An 18,057-nucleotide genomic window follows, 5' to 3' on the forward strand; every position below is an offset into this window, starting at 1 on the left:
TTCAAGCGCACCCGTGAGCGGCAATGTCCGCTCTGTCGTTCCGCTTCGGCCCCGGGCCGCTTCGGAAAGAGGAGGGCGCGTTCCTCGACCAATCTCACTCGCTGAGAGGAACCGCGATGTCAAAACGTATTCAGGCGAAGCACAAGCTCGATCGCCGTATGGGCCAGAACATCTGGGGCCGCCCGAAGAGCCCCGTCAATCGCCGCGAGTACGGCCCCGGCCAGCATGGCCAGCGCCGCAAGGGCAAGATGTCCGACTTCGGCACGCAGCTGCGTGCCAAGCAGAAGCTCAAGGGCTACTACGCGAACATCACCGAGAAGCAGTTCCGCCGCTACTACGCCGAGGCGATCCGCCTGCGCGGCGACTCGAGCGAGAACCTGATCGGCCTGCTGGAGCGTCGCCTCGACGCCGTGGTGTACCGCGCCAAGTTCGTGCCGACCCCGTTCGCTGCCCGCCAGTTCGTGAACCACGGCCACGTCAAGGTGAATGGCCGTCGCGTGAACATCGCCAGCTTCCTCGTGAAGCCGGGCGACGTGATCGAGGTGAAGGATTCGTCGAAGCAGCTCGAGATCGTCGTCGTCGCCTCGCAGCTCGCCGAGCGTGACGTGCCGGACTACATTGAGGTGGATCACGCCAAGATGACCGCTCGCGTTACCCGCGTGCCGAGCCTCAGCGAAGTTCCCTACCCGGTCCAGATGGAACCGAACCTCGTGATCGAGTTCTATTCGCGCTGATCCCACCGGATCATCACCGAGACGAAAAAGGCCGCCCGAGAGGGCGGCCTTTTTGTTTGCCCGATGCTCTTTGGAACGGGTCAGGTTGCGCTCCGCTGGCGGCCTGCGGTGCGGGTAGAGCACAAGAAAGGCGGGACAGCCTATCTGGCCACCCCGCCTTCGGTAACTCTTCTAACGGACGATCAACTCGCAGCCTGGAGTCCGCTCTCGGAAACCAAGATTGGATACGGCGGAGAGTCTGAACCCGAGTATCAGCCGCGCTGGCCGATGGGCACGTATTCGCGCTTGTCCGGGCCGATATAGAGCTGGCGCGGGCGGCCGATCTTCTGCGAGGGATCCTCGATCATCTCGGCCCATTGGGCGATCCAGCCCGTGGTGCGGGCGAGCGCGAACAGCACGGTGAACATCGAGGTCGGGAAGCCCATCGCCTTGAGGGTGATGCCGGAATAAAAATCGATGTTCGGGTAGAGCTTCTTCTCGATGAAGTACTCGTCCTTCAGGGCGATCTGCTCGAGCTGTACGGCGACTTCCAGCAGCGGATCGTCCTTGATGCCGAGCTGGCTGAGAACCTCATGCGTCGTCTTCTGCATGATGCGGGCGCGCGGATCGTAGTTCTTGTAGACCCGGTGACCGAAGCCCATCAGACGGAACGGATCGTTCTTGTCCTTGGCCTTGGCAACGTATTTCGCCACGTTGTCGGGCGTGCCGATCTCTTCCAGCATCTTGAGCGCCGCCTCGTTGGCGCCGCCATGCGCAGGCCCCCACAGGCAGGCGATGCCGGCGGCGATACAGGCGAAGGGGTTGGCGCCCGACGAGCCGGCCAGACGTACGGTGGAGGTCGAGGCGTTCTGCTCGTGATCGGCGTGGAGGATGAAGATCCGGTCCAGCGCGCGTGCGTAGATCGGGTTGACGACGAACTCCTCGCACGGAACCGCGAAGCACATCCGCAGAAAGTTCGAGGTGTAATCGAGGTCGTTCTTCGGGTAGACGAAGGGCTGACCGATTGAATACTTGTAAGCCATCGCCGCGAGCGTCGGCATCTTGGCGATCATGCGCAAGCTGGCGATCATGCGCTGCTTGTCGTCCGAGATGTCGGTCGAGTCGTGGTAAAACGCCGACAGCGCGCCGACGCAGGCGACCATGATCGCCATCGGGTGGGCGTCGCGGCGGAATCCCTGGAAGAAGCGGTTCATCTGGTCGTGCACCATGGTGTGGCGCGTGACCCGGTAGTCGAAATCCGCCTTCTGGGCGGGCGTCGGCAATTCACCGAACAGCATCAGGTAGCACGTCTCGAGGAAGTCGCCCTGCTCGGCGATCTGCTCGATGGGATAGCCGCGATACAGGAGGACGCCGGCGTCGCCGTCGATATAGGTGATCTTCGATTCGCAGGACGCGGTGGAGGTGAACCCGGGATCGAAGGTGAACATGCCGGTCTTGGCGTGGAGCTTGCCGATGTCGATGACGTCGGGTCCGATCGTACCGGTCTTGATCGGAAGATCGACTTGGTTGTCGCCCACGGAGATCGTGCTGGTGGCGCTCATGGAGACGTGGACCCTTTCTTGGCAGAAGGCAGACCTTGGCAGAGGGTAGCGCCGGCCCGAATGGCGACATCCGCCACTTCGGACCGGCGCGCACGAACAGGCTTTTGCTGCAGGTGCTCACACACCTATCGGGTTAGCGGATCGGCACACCGCCTACAACCGATCCCCCTCGCCACTCGGCCGCGCAAGCGAAAACCGGGCCGATCTGTCACCCGTCGAGCGTCTGTGATCAGGTCGAGGATGCCTGATCTCCGAGGCGCCCCAGACACTCCTCGCGTCCGAGCACGGCCATGACGTCGAAGACCGGCGGAGAGGTCGCGCGCCCCGTGAGCGCGGCCCGCAATGGCTGGGCGATCAGGCCGAGCTTTAGCGCGTTTTCCTCGGCAAAGCGGCGCACCGCGCCCTCCGTGCTGGCCGCGTTCCATTCCGGCAGGTCGGCGAGGGCCGGCAGGATCGCCGCGAGACGCTGGCGAGCTTCCTCGCTCAGGAGGGCCTTCGCCTTGTCGTCGAGGCCGAGGGGACGCGACGCGGTGAGGTAATAGGCGCTGTCGAGGAGGTCCACGAGGGTCTTGGCGCGCTCCTTGAGACCGGGCATCGCCGCGCCGAGCTTGGCACGAAGCTCGGGCGACAAAGCGGTGGGCAATCCGCGATCGGGAGCGAGCACCGGAAGGATCGTCTCGATCGCATCGATCAGCACGGCATCGTCCGCCCCGCGAATGTAGAGCCCGTTGAGATTCTCGAGCTTCGCGAAATCGAATCGGGCAGCCGAGCGGCCGATCGACTTCAGGTCGAAGGCGGCGATCATCTCCTCGGTCGAGAACACCTCCTGATCGCCATGGCTCCAGCCCAGGCGGACGAGGTAGTTGCGTAAGGCCGAAGGCAGGTAGCCAAGGTCGCGATAGGCGTCGACACCGAGTGCTCCGTGACGCTTCGACAGTTTGGCGCCGTCAGCCCCGTGGATCAGCGGGATATGCGCCATGATCGGCGCGGACCAGCCGAGCGCGTCGTAGATCTGTCCCTGCCGGGCGGCGTTGGTGAGGTGGTCGTCACCGCGAATCACGTGGGTCACGCCCATGTCGTGATCGTCGACGACGACGGCGAGCATGTAGGTGGGGTTACCGTCGGAGCGCAGCAGGACGAGATCGTCGAGATCCTTGTTGGCCCAGGTCACGCGGCCCTGGACCTGATCTTCCACCACCGTTTCGCCGTCGGACGGAGCGCGCAGGCGGATCACCGGCTTAACACCGGCCGGTGCCTCGGCCGGATCGCGGTCGCGCCAGCGGCCATCGTAACGCATCGGGCGGCCTTCGGCGCGCGCGGCCTCGCGCATGGCGGTGAGCTCGTCCGGCGTCGCATAGCAGTGATAGGCGTTGCCCGAGGCGAGCAGGCTTTCCGCGACCTGGCGGTGCCGATCCGCGCGGGCGAACTGGTATACGACGTCTCCGTTCCAATCCAGGCCGAGCCAGCGCAACCCTTCGAGGATCGCGTCGATGGCGCCCTGGGTGGAGCGCTCCCGGTCGGTATCCTCGATCCTCAGCAGCATGCGACCGCCGAAATGGCGGGCATAGAGCCAGTTGAAGAGCGCCGTGCGCGCTCCCCCGATATGCAGGTACCCCGTGGGGGAGGGGGCAAAACGCGTAACGACGGGTGACGACATCGGGCGGCTAAACTTGTGCGTGAAGGTGGGAGGGCGGATCGACCGGCCCGGATCGGCGCATGTAGCATGCGTTTGCGGTGACGTTAAGAAAACGTGGCGCCGAGTCGCGAGGCGGAGGCGGTGCCGCTCGTGCGGGCTCTCTCCAAAAGGGTGAGCCCTGAGGGAGACGCAGCGGCAGATGGCCCAGGCCAGCGCGCGAGCAAAGGGCGCGACGTTTTCGGGCCTGGCCCGTCCGCGATCCCCGTCGGCTATGGTAGAGGCGGCAAAACGCTGGTTCGCCGGCGGGCTCGCGGAGGAATCCGAACAGCGCCGCCTGTTTCCGTGGCTCGCCGTCGCATTCGGCCTCGGCATTCTCGTCTGTTTCACCGCCACCAACGGCGAGCCATCGCTGGCGGCACCGCTCCTCGTGGCGCTCGCCCTCTCGGCCGCCGTACCGTTCCTCGGTTCAAGGCCCGTCGCCCTCGCTCTGGTTCTCGGACTCGCCGCGTCCTTCCTCGGCTTCTCGGCCGCTGTGTTGCGCCTGCGGATCGTGGCGGCGCCCGTCCTGGCCCGGACGACCATCGCGCCGCTCACAGGCCTTGTGGAAGCCCTCGACGAGCGGGAGGTCGGTGCGCGGCTCATCGTCCTCGTGGAGAGTTTCGGCACCCTGACGCCGGATCGCCGGCCGACGCGGGTTCGCGTGTCCTACAAAAAGGCGCTCACCCTGAAGCCCGGCGATTACATCTCGGCGACGGCGCGGCTCCTGCCCCCGCCCGAGGCGGCCCGGCCCGGCGGATACGATTTCGCGCGCGATGCCTACTTTCGCGGGATCGGCGCCGTCGGCTCTCTCGTGGGCAAGATCGAGGTGAAGCCTCCGCCGAGACCCTTGCCCTGGCAGGTCTCGCTCGCCGCTGCCGTGGACGATGCGCGCAACGCGCTGACCCGGCGGATCACCGATGCCAATGGCGGGCAGGCCGGCGCGGTGGCCGCGGCCCTGGTGACGGGCAAGCGCGGCCTCATCAATGCCGAGACCAACGATGTCCTGCGCGCGGCGGGGATCTACCACGTGGTCTCGATTTCCGGGCTCCACATGGTACTCGCCGCCGGAGTGGTGTTCTGGCTCGTTCGCGCGCTCCTCGCCCTCGTCCCGGGCCTCGCCCTCATCTGGCCGATCAAGAAGATCGCCGCCGGTTTCGCCATGGTCGGCGTCACCGCCTATTGCGTCTTCTCGGGCTGGGACATCGCCGCCGAGCGATCGCTCATCATGACCCTCGTGATGCTGGGCGCGATCCTCGTAGATCGTCCCGCGCTCAGCATGCGCAACCTCGCCCTGGCCGCGCTGATCGCCCTCGCGCGCGAGCCCGACGGGCTACTCGGCCCGAGCTTCCAAATGTCCTTCGGCGCGGTGGCCGGCCTCATCGCCTGCGCGGGCACGCTCAATCGTTGGATGCCGCCACGCGAAGGCGCCAGTCTCTTGGCCCGCGCATGGCGGTTCCTCACCGTCGCGGTCCTCGGCACCTTGGCGACGACCATGGTCGCCCAGATCGCGACGGCGCCGTTCGCGACCTATCATTTCCAGACCGTCCAGCCGTTCGGCATCGTCGGCAACGCGCTGACCTTGCCCCTCGTATCTCTGGCGGTGATGCCGGCGGCGGTGCTCGGAATCCTCGCCTATCCCTTTGCCCTCGATCAGCCGGTCTGGTGGGCGATGGGGCTCGCGGTACGGGGGATGCTCACGATCTCCGGGTGGATCAGCGGGTTTGGCCACGCCACCCTCGTCGTGCCGGCCTATGGCAGCACGGCCCTCTGCCTGCTGGCCCTCGCCCTGCTCCTGCTGACGCTCCCCGTGTCGGGGCTGCGCTGGATCGGCCTCGCTCCGGCCGCCCTCGGCATCGCGCTCGCCGCCACGCCACCTCGCTACGACCTCTATATCGACCGGGAGGGTGGGGGCGCGGCCCTGCGCGACCCAGACGGCCGGCTCGCAATCCTCGGAAACCCGCCCGCCTTCGTCCTCGAACAATGGCTCAAGGCGGACGGCGATTCTCGGAAGGCCGGTGCCGTATCCGTCTCCACGAAAGGCCGTTGCGATGCGGTCGGCTGCACCGCAGGGACGGAGACACGGCGCATCGTGGCGCTCGTCAAGGACAAGCGAGCCTTTACCGAGGATTGTGAGAGGGCAAGCATCATCATAGCCCGCCGCGACGCTCCCAAAGGATGCCGCGTCGGCCTCATCGTCGATCGGGCGTTCCTGGCGGAGCGGGGGGCGACAGCAGTTCGCTTCGGGCCGGACGGTCCTGTCGCGACATCGGCACGCTCGCCGAACGTCCGGCCTCCGTGGCGGCGGGTCATGGCCGAGGCCTCGCCTGTGCACTCGACACCGGCCGAGACCGCGAAACTACAGGATCCCGAGATCGACGAAGGCGATCCATTGCCGGACACACCCTCGGACCGGCCTCAGTAGCGGCGGACGAGGCTGACCAGGCGACCCTGGATCTGTACACGGTCGGGACCCAGCACCCTCGTCTCATAGGCGGGGTTGGCGGCCTCCAGGGCGATGGAGGAACCGCGACGACGCAGGCGTTTCAGGGTGGCTTCCTCATCGTCGATGAGGGCCACGATGATGTCCCCCGTATTCGCGGTGTCCTGCTTCTTGATCACCACCAGATCGCCATCGAGAATACCCGCTTCGATCATCGAATCGCCGCGCACCTCGAGGGCATAATGCTCGCCCCCCGACAGGAAGTCGGGAGACAACGTGACCGAGTGACTTTGGTTCTGGATCGCCGAGATCGGCGTACCGGCCGCGATCCGACCCATGACCGGGATGGTGATGGCCCGTCCGCTCTCGTCCTGAGCCTGGGTCGTCGGCGGGCGCATGGATGGCGTCGCCTTGGACCGTCCGCCTTCGACGACGCTGGGCGTAAAGCGGCGGACTTCGCCGGCGGGAGCCGGCTTCGGCGCGGGGGCGCCGGTCAGGCTTTCGGGCATCCGGATCACCTCGATCGCCCTGGCCCTATTCGGCAGGCGCCGCAGGAACCCGCGCTCTTCAAGGGCCGTGATCAGCCGGTGGATGCCCGATTTCGACTTGAGATCGAGCGCGTCCTTCATCTCGTCGAACGAGGGCGGGACACCACTCCCCTGCATCCGTTGCTGAATGAATTGGAGAAGATCCAGCTGCTTACGCGTCAACATACAGATCACTCTTCCACTGAAGCCAATGGCCGCGACTAACGCCGCTGAAACAAAACACGAACACGGTAGACGTTCTGGAAGTGTTCTGCAAGGGTTCCGTTAACGCGGTGGTAGAGTTTGTTCCTGGGCGGACATTCGCCGGCATCCCGGCGCCGGAGCCCGGCTGGCGGTTCGCGCCTCGCAAGTCGGCTCCATCCCGACGACATCCCACCCCGAGGGCCGATCGCCTCGGCGTGGTCGTTCAATAGCGACGGTGCTACCGGTCGCTGGCTTCGCCGCAGAATCGGGGATTCGTTTCGATCACTGTGACGGATCGGCGAGCCGATACAGACGCTTCGATCCGACCGAAGCCGGCTGTCTCGTCTCGTTCGCCGACATTGGCGGTCGCAGCGACCGGAAACCGGCGACGATGCCGTTCAGTCGAGATAGTCGCCGTACTTCTCGACATGGTTGGCCAGGCCGAGGCCGTGCTCGCGCACCAGGCGTTCGGCAAGTTCCGCGTCGCGCGCCTCCAGCGCCTTGATGATCGCCACGTGTTCCTTGATCGAGTTGGCGGCACGGTCGCCCTGGCGCATGGCCGTGTTGCGGATGCCGCGAACGTGCATGAGCAGATTGCTGGTGATATCCTTGATGACGTCGCACTGGCCCAGCGAAATGATCTTCTGGTGGAAGCGGATATTGGCTTCCGAATACTCGTCGAGATGATCCGACGGACGACCCTCGTAAAATTCCGGGAAATGCTCGCGCAGGCAGTGTAACTGCTCGTCTGTGGCTCGCTCGCAGGCGAGGCGAGCGGCCATGCTCTCCAGGGCCGACCAGGCCTGGATCATGCTGACGATCTCCTTCTTCGACTTCTTGATCACGAAGACGCCGCGCCGGGCCTCGAACCGTACGAAACCTTCCTGCTCGAGTACCGTCAGCGCTTCGCGCACCGGGGTGCGGCTCACTCCCAGGTTGAGAGACAGCTTCCTCTCGTCGAGCCTCACCTCCTCGCGCTGATTATAGATGTTCATATTCGTGATTGCTTCCTTGAGCGCGTCGTAGGCCAATGCACGCAAGCTCGAAGTCGCAACGATGGGCTTTACTTGAAACGTATCCGTCTTAACCATTTTCGACACCTAGAATGATTTCAACTCGCACACAGGGTCGAGCACACTTGGTGTGAAGCATGCCAAACCCGCGTTCAAAATACAAGGAACGCTTCGGGGCAAAGAAATCCTTCAACACAAGAATAGTGGCATCTCTTGTCCTAGCAATCCGGAGGACATGCATTCGGTCGTTGGAGCCGCGTCGATGCCGCACTCGCCATCGTCTCGTTCGTTTCAGTGCCGCGCATTCGCTGAAGCCCGACCAAACCGGCAAGATCATGCAAAACCGTTTGACAGTTGGTATTTGGTATGCCACCAATTGTCGAGAGATGCGGAGGGTTATCCGACTGTAACGCGGCCTGAGCGCGGTCGTGATGAGGCTTCGGCGGATTGGCGGTGGCATCACAGCACGCTGTCGACGTAGGGACACGCATTATAACGCATTACGTTCCGTAGCCCTTCGGTCGGGAGGTTTACGGACGGTCTTCAAGATAAGCATGAGCTGTTTGCTTGAGGAGGTCATAATTTTTTCGGTCTGACTTAAGAAAAATACGGGTTCGCCGAGACGTGCGGCCGTGGACGCCCCCGCCGCCCCACGATGGGGACGTCACCTCATCGGCTCGCCTGCCCAGCGGGTCACAAATCATAACAAAACAGCAAAGAACCAGGGAGAGAACACGATGTCCGCTTTGGCCCAGAGAATCGATGTCGACGTATCGGCGGAGCCTGAGCTCACCGATGGCTTTCATCTCGTCATCGATGCGTTGAAGCTCAACGATATTCATACGATCTACGGTGTTCCCGGTATTCCGATCACCGATCTCGGTCGTCTCGCCCAGGCTGCGGGCATGCGTGTCATCTCCTTCCGCCATGAGCAGCATGCCGGCAATGCGGCCGCCATCGCGGGCTTCCTCACGAAGAAGCCCGGCATCTGCCTCACGGTTTCGGCCCCCGGCTTCCTCAACGGTCTGACGGCGCTCGCCAACGCAACCACCAATTGCTTCCCGATGATCCTCATCTCCGGCTCGTCCGAGCGCGAGATCGTCGACCTGCAGCAGGGCGATTACGAAGAGATGGACCAGCTCGCCATCGCCAAGCCCCTCTGCAAAGCGGCCTTCCGCGTGCTTCATGCCGCCGATATCGGCATCGCCGTCGCCCGTGCCATCCGCGCGGCGGTGTCCGGCCGCCCGGGCGGTGTCTATCTCGACCTGCCCGCCAAGCTCTTCTCCCAGGTTATGGAGGCCGAGGCCGGCGCCAAATCCCTGGTCAAGGTCATCGATGCGGCCCCGGCCCAGCTGCCGGCCCCCTCCGCGATCAAGCGCGCACTCGATGTCCTGAAGAGCGCCAAACGCCCCCTCATCGTTCTCGGCAAGGGCGCGGCTTATGCGCAGGCCGATGACGAGGTCCGGGCTCTCGTGGAAACCAGTGGCATCCCCTACGTGCCCATGAGCATGGCCAAGGGCCTCCTGCCCGACACCCATCCGCAATCGGCGGGTGCCGCCCGTTCGCTCGTCCTCAAGGAGGCCGACGTCGTCCTGCTGTTGGGCGCGCGCCTCAACTGGCTGCTCTCGCACGGCAAGGGCAAGACCTGGGGCGCCCCCGGCTCCAAGAAGTTCATCCAGATCGACATCGAGCCGAAAGAGATGGACTCCAATGTCGAGATCGTGGCCCCCATCGTCGGTGATATCGGCTCCTGCGTCTCAGCGCTCCTCGACGGCATGAAGGGAGACTGGCAGGCCCCGCCGACATCCTGGACCGATGCCATCTCCGCCAAGAAGGAGGAGAACCTCGGCAAAATGGCGTCGAAGCTGCGCAAGAACTCGACGCCGATGGACTTCCACGGCGCGCTCGGCGCACTGAAGACCATCATCGCCGAGCGGCCCGACGCGATCCTGGTCAACGAGGGCGCCAACACCCTCGATCTGGCGCGTGGCATCATCGACATGTACCAGCCGCGCAAGCGTCTCGATGTCGGCACCTGGGGCATCATGGGGATCGGCATGGGCTTCGCCATCGCCGCCGCCGTGGAAACGGGCAAGCCCGTCCTCGCCGTCGAGGGCGACAGCGCCTTCGGCTTCTCCGGCATGGAGGTGGAGACCATCTGCCGTTACAACCTGCCGGTCTGCATCGTCGTGTTCAACAACAACGGCATCTATCGCGGCACCGATACGGACCCGACCGGCCGCGATCCGGGAACGACGGTCTTCGTCCGGGATTCCCGTTACGATAAAATGATGGAGGCCTTCGGCGGCGTGGGCGCCAACGCGACGACGCCGGACGAGCTCTCCCAGGCCGTCAACGCAGCCATGGATTCGGGTCGCCCGACGCTCATCAACGCAGTGATCGACCCCCAGGCCGGCACCGAGAGCGGCAATATCGGCAGCCTCAACCCGCAAAGCGCAGTGAAAAAGAAGAAGTAGGCCGTCGGTCCGTCCGGCCGCTCCCGCGTCAGCGATGCAGGAGCGGCCGGCGCCCATATCCGCCGAACGCCCTTCAACGCGGAAGAGTCCTATGAATGCCCTCGAAGGCGTGAAGATCCTCGACTTCACCCATGTCCAATCCGGCCCGACCTGTACCCAGCTCCTGGCCTGGTTCGGCGCGGACGTGATCAAGGTCGAGCGTCCGGGCGTTGGCGACGCGACACGCCAGCAGCTTCAGGACATTCCCGATGTGGACAGCCTCTATTTCACGATGCTGAACCACAACAAGCGGTCGATCACCCTCGACACCAAGAACCCCAAGGGGATCGAGGTGATGTGGCGTCTGGTGAAGGAGTGCGACGTTCTCGTAGAGAACTTCGCGCCGGGCGCTCTCGCCCGGATGGGCCTGACCTGGGAGGCGATTCATGAAGCCAACCCGCGCATGATCCTCGCCTCGGTGAAGGGGTTCGGACCGGGCGCCTACGAGAATTGCAAGGTCTACGAGAACGTCGCCCAATGCGTGGGAGGTGCCGCCTCCACCACGGGGTTCCGCACGGATATCCCGATGGTGTCCGGCGCTCAGATAGGAGATTCCGGCACCGGCCTTCATCTGGCCCTCGGCATCGTCACGGCGCTCTACCAACGGACCCATTCAGGCCTTGGACAGAAGGTCGATTGCGCCATGCAGGATGGCGTCCTCAACCTCTGCCGGGTCAAGCTGCGCGACCAGCAGCGGCTGGAGCGCGGGCCGCTCGAGGAATACAGCCAGTACGGGGAGGGCATCGGTTTCGGCGATTCCGTGCCGCGCGCGGGTAACGATTCCGGTGGCGGCCAGCCGGGTCGCATCCTGAAGTGCAAGGGCTGGGAGACCGATCCCAACGCCTACATCTATTTCATCGCGCAAGGCGCGGTCTGGGAGCCGATCTGCGACGTCATCGGCGAGCCGACCTGGAAGACGCATCCCGATTACGCGACACCGAAAGCGCGCCTGCCGCATCTGAACGAAATCTTCACGCGGGTCGAAGCCTGGACGATGTCGAAGACCAAGTTCGAGGCGATGGAAACGCTCAACGCGCTGCACGTCCCCTGCGGCCCAATCCTTTCGATGAAGGAGATCGCGGAGGACGAGTCGCTGCGAAAATCCGGCACCGTGGTCGAGGTCGACCATCCGGAGCGCGGGAAATACTTGACCGTGGGAAACCCGATCCGACTTTCGGCGAGTCAGGTCGAGGTCAAGCGCTCGCCCCTGCTGGGCGAGCATACCGACGAGATCCTGCGCGACGTCCTCGGCTATTCCGAGAACGATCGGCTCAAGATCTCGGAATCAGGGGCGATCGGCGCAGTCCAGAGGATCGCCGCCGAATGATCCGCTCCTGAACGAAGCGCGAGCCGATTGTCTCAACATCCCGGCTCGCGTGCACGACGTGAAACTCCTCCCGACTCAGCGCGGTGTAGGCCTCGGGTCCGATGCCGCGCTCTTTCGTTCAGGGGCAGTCGATCAGGCAATGCCGGTGAAGCGTCCGGCCGAACCGCCCACGTAACCGCGGCTCTCGGAACCGGTCTTGTCGGGGCGCACCGACAGGAGATCGGCGGCTTTCACCACGAGAACGACCTGAAGAGCGATCATGCAGAGAACGGCGGCGAAGATAGTGACGAGCATAGTGGGCTCCCGATGGCGCGTTGCAACATCGTGATGCCATGGTGCAGCGCAAGCTGATATATCACATTCCTTCGACCAGGCATGTCTCAGACGCATGCGGAAGTTGGTTGCAGCCGGGAGCCGGCGTCGGGCGCATCCGCGAAAGGCACTTTCTCATGTGATCCCGGGACTGAGAGGCATTCGCCGGCCGACAGTCAGGACCTGGCCGCGTCGCCCCATCGGCCCAGCGTGTGGGTGTCCTCCGGTCGAAGCCATTCTCCTGGTTCCGCGATGGCCGGACACTGGTCCGCTACGCCCATAAGGGCCAAGGCCGCGTGCAGGTCAGGGTCCTCGGCCGCGCGTGAGACGGCGTCCGCGGAGAGATGGGACAGGCGGCTGCTTTCGAGCCGCGCATAGACCCGCCCCGTTCCGTGATCGGCGAATCGGATCGTCGTCATCCGGCGAACGCAGTCGCGCAGGAAGCTCATGTTCTGTTGAGCTTCCATCGAGCCGGCGGCGGCATAGACCTCGTCGGCCGACCGCGCGGAGACATCGATCTTGCGGTACCTATCGATGTCGAAAATAAGTTTCAGGTCGAGGATTGTCATCGCGCCGTTGATGCCGAAGGCAACCGTTCTCGGCCGCTCACCCTCCGGCACGCTGTTGTCGAGGAACTCGAAATGGACCTGCTTGTCCGTTCTCAGCGCCCAGGTGAAAAACAGGCGCGGCATGCCGGTATAGGCTTCGACATTGTGGGCGAGCAGATCCTCCACCGCCTTGTAGCGGCCGAACTGCTCGCCGCGCTTCCAAGCCCGCTCCACCGTCGCCTCCGGCGGCGTGATCATGAACTGCATGTAGACGCTGTGACCGAAGCGGGTGAGGAGCTGGCTGCCGCTCTCGGCGCCGGCATCGACGGTGAAGCTGTCGAAACGAAAGCGGTCGATGAGGAGATGCGAGATGCGGCCTTCGGCGGCCTTCACCGCCATATGCCGGTCGAGCTTGCGATCGATGATCTCGACCTCTCGCCCTGTCAGGGTCCCGGCATAGCGCCGGGCCGGGCCGAGGCTTTCGTAATCGAGCAGGAACTTGCGCCAGACGTCGGGCGTGATCACCGCGAAATCCGATTCATCGAGCCCGAGTCGCCCGGCAAGCGCCCGCTGATAGGGCCGGATCGTGCTCTTGCCCGATGCCGAGGCACCCTTGACGTTCATGACTACCGGCCGGATCTGGGCCTTCAACACATGGTAGCTTTGGCTGGCGACGACATCGCGAACCCATGGCTCGATCAGCTGTCCGATCCGCGTGCTGCCATGCTGGTTCGAAACGAGCGTGCAGGCGAGACGTGAGAGAAGCGCCTTGTCGCGGATAAGGAAACCGCGCCGGCTGATGATACTCGTCACCACCTGACGCAATGCCGTGCAGGTCGCCGCCTCGATGGGTTCAGGCGCTGCCGCACATCGGGCTTGCCATGCGTCGAGATGCAGGAGTGCAGACTGCTCCGGTGTGAGAGTTACTCCCCGGCACCCTGCATGTCCGGACGAGCCGAGGATCGTCTGCCACAAGGATGCCCGTGTCCTGACCGGTTTCTCTGGACCTTTCGACAGGAACATCGCGGAGAGTTCCCGCTCGAGGATCTGCGTCGCATCGCTTCGAACGCGGTCGAGCAGGTCGGAGATCTCATCCTCATGGGACGCGATTCCGTCGCGCAGGATGGTGCCGACCATGGCGCGGAAATTCACTCCGAGATCGCCATAGGTCCGGCCGACCGGAACCGACAGGTCGGCCATGACACGGATGAGAACTTCGTGGACGACGAGGCGCTCTGCCCGGAACCGGACCAGTTGCATCAGCGGAAGCCCGCTAACGTCCATCATCTCGCGAGCGTCCGCGAGGGTGGTCTCGACATTGTCGGGCCGGTAGATCGTCTCCAGGGCGAGGAACGCCCTGGGCAGGTTCGATTCGAGACCCGGATTCCAAGGGCCGTCTTCTTCCCGTGACCTTGGCTCAGCCAGATCCGCGATTCTGCTCTCCGGGATGGACATGACCGACCGCTCCGAGATTCAGCACCTTCGCTGGCGGTCGGGCGTCGTCGTCAAGAAATCCAGCTCGCCTGAACTTACGCGACAGCTGCCTCGTCAATGGCCTCGAGACGCAGCTGATAGCGGTCCCCCCAGAGGACTCCCGCCTTCTCGTACCAATCCGCGTCGAAGAACAGCTTGGCGCAGAACTCGCTCTGCCAGATACAGACGGCGATGACCCTGGAATCGATCACTTTAACATGTCGGCTGATAAGACCGCGTGTGATGCCAGCCGAGGGACACATGTCCATGCTGGTCATCCCATTGGGAGATTCACCACCGAAGATGACGGGACATTCAAGAATGGCCAAGTAACGCATCGCTGCTAACCCTGTTGTCCACGAGATGCGCAGGGCCGGTCTGTTGCCGACCGGCACGATCCCGTAGCGTCTCCCTGCCTCGATACCCAGTCTGAATCGCGCCTCGTTCGAAGGCCGAAATGCCTGGGCACCTTGGATAAATTTTGAATGCAAAACGGGTGTGGGTCAATGATCATGCGCAGGATATCTTGTCCTGCGGTTGCGATACGTTTGTTTTGCGCTGCAATACTACAATGCGAAGATCGATTGCGCATAACCTAGTCTGCGGCACCAGGGGCTACAATTGTGGGTTGGTTACGATCCCGGCACTGAATACGCGTTCATGCTCCGGCCTCGGCCGGTCCACCGCCTGCGGACATCTCATCGACGCAGTTCCAGATGCTCTGGACCTCTGTGAGGACGAAACCATCCGTCACCGCGAGATGATCGGTTTTGTGGGCGCAGAACTGCTTCAGCCTGTCGGCACGGGACATTCCGACGTCGACGGAGGTGAAATCCTCTTTCGCCAGCATCCAAACGAGGTTGTCCAGCGCTTCGAGACCGCGCGCCGCCATGGCGCGGAAGATCTCACGCTCGGTGACGATCCCGATGATGGCTCCATCTGTCGGACGATCACCGTCGATCACGACGAGGGCCTCGACCCCAGGACTGCGCAGCAACCGCAATGCGTCCCTCGCCGACCGATCCATGCGGATATACTGGAGTCGGGCCGCGCCATTGCCGGTCCACTGGCTGGCTTCCATGGCGTCGCCTCCCTCAGGGATCGCTTGTTGGAGGAAGACTCTGGTATGCAGAATACCTATTGTCAATGAAAGAAATAGAACTATGGTGCCGGTGCCTGGACCGGGAAGAGCGCCACCCTCGATTCCACCGATGGGTGTCGCCTGATGACCGTGGCGTGGGGAATCCCCAGGGGCAGGATCTAGGCGTACGGACGGACCCACCGCACGGATCGTCGTTTCCAGCTAATGACGTGTCTGCCTGTCTCCGATTTGAGATCCGGGCGGTTTCCGTTCGCGTGTAACGTAATATGCACGAACGAGCATGGCGAATTGGTGTTCGACCATTAGTGTTGTTTCTATTGCATGGCTCACATCGAACTTTGTTCGATTTGATGACATCTTGAAAATAATCCCTGTTTGCTGCGTTGCGGAATCGATTTTTCTGTATCTCGCTCTTGACGAGCCGACACGTCCGAGAGAGGCTGGTATTCCACATACCAGAATGTCGGCAGCGCCAATGGCCGGCTTTCTTTTGGATCGGATGCCGGTCAACCGGCTCCAATGCCTCGAATGATGCACAATAGAACAACGTGGAGGACGCGATGACGAGGGCGGAAACAACGACCGGGCGAGTATCCGATGGATACCGCTGGGGTCAGCTGGTGATCGGCGTGATCTGCATGGTGATGATCGCCAACCTGCAATACGGCTGGACGTTCTTCGTCCCCGACATCCAGAAGAAGTTCNGCGCTGGGGTCAGCTGGTGATCGGCGTGATCTGCATGGTGATGATCGCCAACCTGCAATACGGCTGGACGTTCTTCGTCCCCGACATCCAGAAGAAGTTCGGCTTCGACCGGGCGGCGATCCAGTGGGCCTTCACCCTGTTCGTGCTGTTCGAGACCTGGCTGGTCCCGATCGAGGGCTGGTTCGTGGACAAGTACGGCCCGCGCGTGGTCGTGCTGTTCGGCGGCGCGCTCTGCGGCATCGGCTGGGTCATCAACTCCTACGCCGCCTCGCTCAACATGTTCTATCTCGGCCAGGTCGTGGCCGGCATCGGCGCCGGCGCCGTCTACGGCACCTGCGTCGGCTCGGCCCTGAAGTGGTTCCCCGACAAGCGCGGGCTSGCCGCCGGCATCATCGCCGCCGGCTTCGGCGCCGGCTCCGCCCTGACCGTCGCCCCGATCCAGTGGATGATCGCCGACCAYGGCTTCCAGGCCGCCTTCTTCAACTTCGGCATCGGCCAGGGCCTCGTCGTCTGCGCGCTCGCCTTCTTCTTCACCTCGCCCAAGAAGGGCCAGGTSCCGGAGGTCGTSGCCAACGCCAACATCATCCAGACCCGGCGCAACTACACCCCCGGCGAAGTCGCCCGCCAGCCGATCTTCTGGCTCATGTACTTCATGTTCGTCATCGTCGGCGCCGGCGGCCTGATGATCACCGCCAACCTCAAGCCCATCGCCTCCGAYATCGGCGTCGACAAGGTGCCSGTCACCATCATGGGCATCACCATGGTGGCCATCACCTTCGCGGCCACCATCGACCGCGTCCTCAACGGCCTGACCCGCCCCTTCTTCGGATGGGTCTCCGACAAGATCGGCCGCGAGAACACCATGTTCATCGCCTTCGCCATGGAAGGCTTCGGCATCTACATGCTCTACCTCTGGGGCCACGATCCCCTGTGGTTCGTCCTGCTCTCAGGGTTCGTGTTCTTCGCCTGGGGCGAGATCTACTCCCTCTTCCCCTCCACCTGCACCGACACCTTCGGCACCAAGTTCGCCGCCACCAATGCCGGCCTGCTCTACACCGCCAAGGGCACCGCCGCGCTTCTCGTGCCCGTGGCCAACTACCTCCAGCAGGCCACAAATATCGTTGCCCGGAGCATCTGAACCATGGCCCGCTGGATCGGATACACCCACGACGGACGCGCCGGTTTCGGCCGCCTCGACGGAGAGCAGGTCACTGTCCACGAGGGCGACCTGTTCGACGCGCCCCGGGCGACGGGAGAGATCCTGCCCCTCGCCGAGGTGGTCCTCGACCTGCCCTGCCGGCCGAGCAAGGTCATCGCGCTGTGGAACAACTTCTCCGCCATGGCCGAGAAGCAGGGGCTGACCCCGCCCGTCGCCCCGCTGTTCCTCTTGAAGCCGGCCAATACCTATCGCCCGAGCGGCGCCGAGATCGCGGTGCCGGATTGCGCCGGTCGTATCCTGTTCGAGGGCGAGCTCGGCATCGTCATCGGCAAGGTGGCGGGCCGAAGCGCGCGCGACCTCACACCGGAGGAGGCGGCCGGCCACATCTTCGGTTACACCTGCGTCAACGACGTGACCGCGCTGGAAATCTTGAAGGCCGATCCGAGCTTCGCCCAATGGACGCGCTCCAAGGGACTGGACGGGTTCGGTCCCTTCGGCCCGGCCATCGCCACCGATCTCGACCCCGAGGCGCTCTCGGTGAAGGTGCGGGTGAACGGGCGCGAGCGCCAGACCTATCCCCTCTCGGACATGATCTTCCGCCCGCACGAGATCGTCGCCATGATCTCGCGGGGCATGACGCTGGAGCCCGGCGACGTCATCGCCTGCGGCACCTCCAACGGTTCCGGCCCGATCCCGAAAGGCGCCACCGTCGAGGTGGAGATCGAGGGGATCGGAATCCTGTCGAACCGCTTCTCCTGAGCCGTACAGACCAGACCGACAC

Annotated in this window: 13 protein-coding genes and 1 pseudogene; 6 read left to right on the top strand and 8 right to left on the bottom strand. The window is 63.8% G+C overall.

Features of this window, described 5'->3' with window-relative positions; genetic code table 11:
* The first annotated feature begins 116 nt into the window (after positions 1 to 116).
* Complete coding sequence (rpsD, locus tag ASF08_RS18915) at positions 117 to 734, top strand: 30S ribosomal protein S4 (protein WP_018044769.1); 618 nt, start codon at positions 117 to 119, stop codon at positions 732 to 734.
* A gap of 251 nt (positions 735 to 985) precedes the next feature.
* On the opposite strand, the gene gltA is transcribed toward rpsD, so the two are convergent.
* On the bottom strand, positions 986 to 2,275 hold the full coding sequence (gltA, locus tag ASF08_RS18920; RefSeq protein WP_027172387.1) for a citrate synthase: 1,290 nt from the start codon (positions 2,273 to 2,275) through the stop codon (positions 986 to 988).
* A gap of 229 nt (positions 2,276 to 2,504) precedes the next feature.
* Positions 2,505 to 3,932 (bottom strand): glutamate--tRNA ligase, encoded by a 1,428-nt coding sequence (gene gltX, locus ASF08_RS18925; RefSeq protein WP_056148496.1) that lies wholly within the window; start codon positions 3,930 to 3,932, stop codon positions 2,505 to 2,507.
* Between the two features lie 178 nt (positions 3,933 to 4,110).
* Here gltX and ASF08_RS18930 point away from each other — a divergent pair, with 178 nt between their 5' ends.
* The gene (locus ASF08_RS18930) at positions 4,111 to 6,372 is read left to right on the top strand and encodes a ComEC/Rec2 family competence protein (protein ID WP_056148501.1); all 2,262 of its coding nucleotides are present in this window, start codon (positions 4,111 to 4,113) and stop codon (positions 6,370 to 6,372) included.
* On the opposite strand, the gene lexA is transcribed toward ASF08_RS18930, so the two are convergent.
* Together lexA and ASF08_RS18940 are read right to left on the bottom strand one after the other, a co-directional pair.
* Positions 6,366 to 7,103: a transcriptional repressor LexA gene (gene lexA, locus ASF08_RS18935; RefSeq protein WP_056148504.1), complete on the bottom strand. Its 738-nt coding sequence runs from the start codon at positions 7,101 to 7,103 to the stop codon at positions 6,366 to 6,368. The two genes, ASF08_RS18930 and lexA, sit on opposite strands and share 7 nt — an antisense overlap.
* Positions 7,104 to 7,519: 416 nt before the next feature.
* Positions 7,520 to 8,212 (bottom strand): GntR family transcriptional regulator, encoded by a 693-nt coding sequence (locus tag ASF08_RS18940; protein ID WP_056148507.1) that lies wholly within the window; start codon positions 8,210 to 8,212, stop codon positions 7,520 to 7,522.
* A gap of 659 nt (positions 8,213 to 8,871) precedes the next feature.
* On the opposite strand from ASF08_RS18940, the gene oxc reads away from it, so the two are divergent.
* Both oxc and frc read left to right on the top strand, forming a co-directional pair.
* Complete coding sequence (oxc, locus tag ASF08_RS18945; protein ID WP_056148510.1) at positions 8,872 to 10,611, top strand: oxalyl-CoA decarboxylase; 1,740 nt, start codon at positions 8,872 to 8,874, stop codon at positions 10,609 to 10,611.
* Positions 10,612 to 10,702: 91 nt separating this feature from the next.
* On the top strand, positions 10,703 to 11,977 hold the full coding sequence (frc, locus tag ASF08_RS18950; RefSeq protein ID WP_056148513.1) for a formyl-CoA transferase: 1,275 nt from the start codon (positions 10,703 to 10,705) through the stop codon (positions 11,975 to 11,977).
* 132 nt (positions 11,978 to 12,109) lie between these two features.
* Here the strand turns inward: frc and ASF08_RS25410 are convergent, their stop codons facing one another.
* The 4 genes from ASF08_RS25410 to ASF08_RS18965 form a co-directional block, all read right to left on the bottom strand.
* A complete protein-coding gene (locus tag ASF08_RS25410; protein ID WP_018044761.1) occupies positions 12,110 to 12,271 on the bottom strand; it encodes a hypothetical protein in 162 nt (53 codons plus the stop codon).
* A gap of 194 nt (positions 12,272 to 12,465) precedes the next feature.
* Complete coding sequence (locus tag ASF08_RS18955) at positions 12,466 to 14,292, bottom strand: hypothetical protein (RefSeq protein ID WP_056148516.1); 1,827 nt, start codon at positions 14,290 to 14,292, stop codon at positions 12,466 to 12,468.
* Between the two features lie 74 nt (positions 14,293 to 14,366).
* Positions 14,367 to 14,522 carry a hypothetical protein gene (locus ASF08_RS25930; RefSeq protein WP_244474580.1) on the bottom strand — a complete coding sequence of 52 codons (156 nt, stop codon included), beginning with the start codon at positions 14,520 to 14,522 and terminating at the stop codon, positions 14,367 to 14,369.
* Positions 14,523 to 14,968: 446 nt separating this feature from the next.
* Positions 14,969 to 15,391, bottom strand: a complete 423-nt coding sequence (locus ASF08_RS18965) for a CBS domain-containing protein (protein WP_056148520.1) — start codon at positions 15,389 to 15,391, stop codon at positions 14,969 to 14,971.
* 726 nt (positions 15,392 to 16,117) lie between these two features.
* Between ASF08_RS18965 and oxlT the strand changes: the two are divergent.
* Positions 16,118 to 17,231 (top strand): annotated as a pseudogene (gene oxlT, locus ASF08_RS18970) (oxalate/formate MFS antiporter); the annotation flags it as partial.
* Positions 17,232 to 17,258: 27 nt separating this feature from the next.
* Positions 17,259 to 18,035 (top strand): fumarylacetoacetate hydrolase family protein, encoded by a 777-nt coding sequence (locus ASF08_RS18975; protein WP_056148523.1) that lies wholly within the window; start codon positions 17,259 to 17,261, stop codon positions 18,033 to 18,035.
* The last annotated feature ends 22 nt before the right edge of the window (positions 18,036 to 18,057 follow it).

The organism is Methylobacterium sp. Leaf85, assembly GCF_001422125.1.
In the GTDB taxonomy this organism is placed as follows: Bacteria; Pseudomonadota; Alphaproteobacteria; order Rhizobiales; family Beijerinckiaceae; genus Methylobacterium; species Methylobacterium bullatum.

Bases quoted from the DNA above. Each gene is read 5' to 3' on its own strand.
- ASF08_RS18955 (WP_056148516.1), bottom strand. From the start codon at position 14,292: ATGTCCATCCCGGAGAGCAGAATCGCGGATCTGGCTGAGCCAAGGTCA.
- frc (WP_056148513.1), top strand. From the start codon at position 10,703: ATGAATGCCCTCGAAGGCGTGAAGATCCTCGACTTCACCCATGTCCAA.
- ASF08_RS18930 (WP_056148501.1), top strand. From the start codon at position 4,111: ATGGCCCAGGCCAGCGCGCGAGCAAAGGGCGCGACGTTTTCGGGCCTG.
- ASF08_RS18940 (WP_056148507.1), bottom strand. From the start codon at position 8,212: ATGGTTAAGACGGATACGTTTCAAGTAAAGCCCATCGTTGCGACTTCG.
- ASF08_RS25410 (WP_018044761.1), bottom strand. From the start codon at position 12,271: ATGCTCGTCACTATCTTCGCCGCCGTTCTCTGCATGATCGCTCTTCAG.
- rpsD (WP_018044769.1), top strand. From the start codon at position 117: ATGTCAAAACGTATTCAGGCGAAGCACAAGCTCGATCGCCGTATGGGC.
- lexA (WP_056148504.1), bottom strand. From the start codon at position 7,103: ATGTTGACGCGTAAGCAGCTGGATCTTCTCCAATTCATTCAGCAACGG.
- ASF08_RS18975 (WP_056148523.1), top strand. From the start codon at position 17,259: ATGGCCCGCTGGATCGGATACACCCACGACGGACGCGCCGGTTTCGGC.
- gltA (WP_027172387.1), bottom strand. From the start codon at position 2,275: ATGAGCGCCACCAGCACGATCTCCGTGGGCGACAACCAAGTCGATCTT.
- gltX (WP_056148496.1), bottom strand. From the start codon at position 3,932: ATGTCGTCACCCGTCGTTACGCGTTTTGCCCCCTCCCCCACGGGGTAC.
- ASF08_RS18965 (WP_056148520.1), bottom strand. From the start codon at position 15,391: ATGGAAGCCAGCCAGTGGACCGGCAATGGCGCGGCCCGACTCCAGTAT.
- oxc (WP_056148510.1), top strand. From the start codon at position 8,872: ATGTCCGCTTTGGCCCAGAGAATCGATGTCGACGTATCGGCGGAGCCT.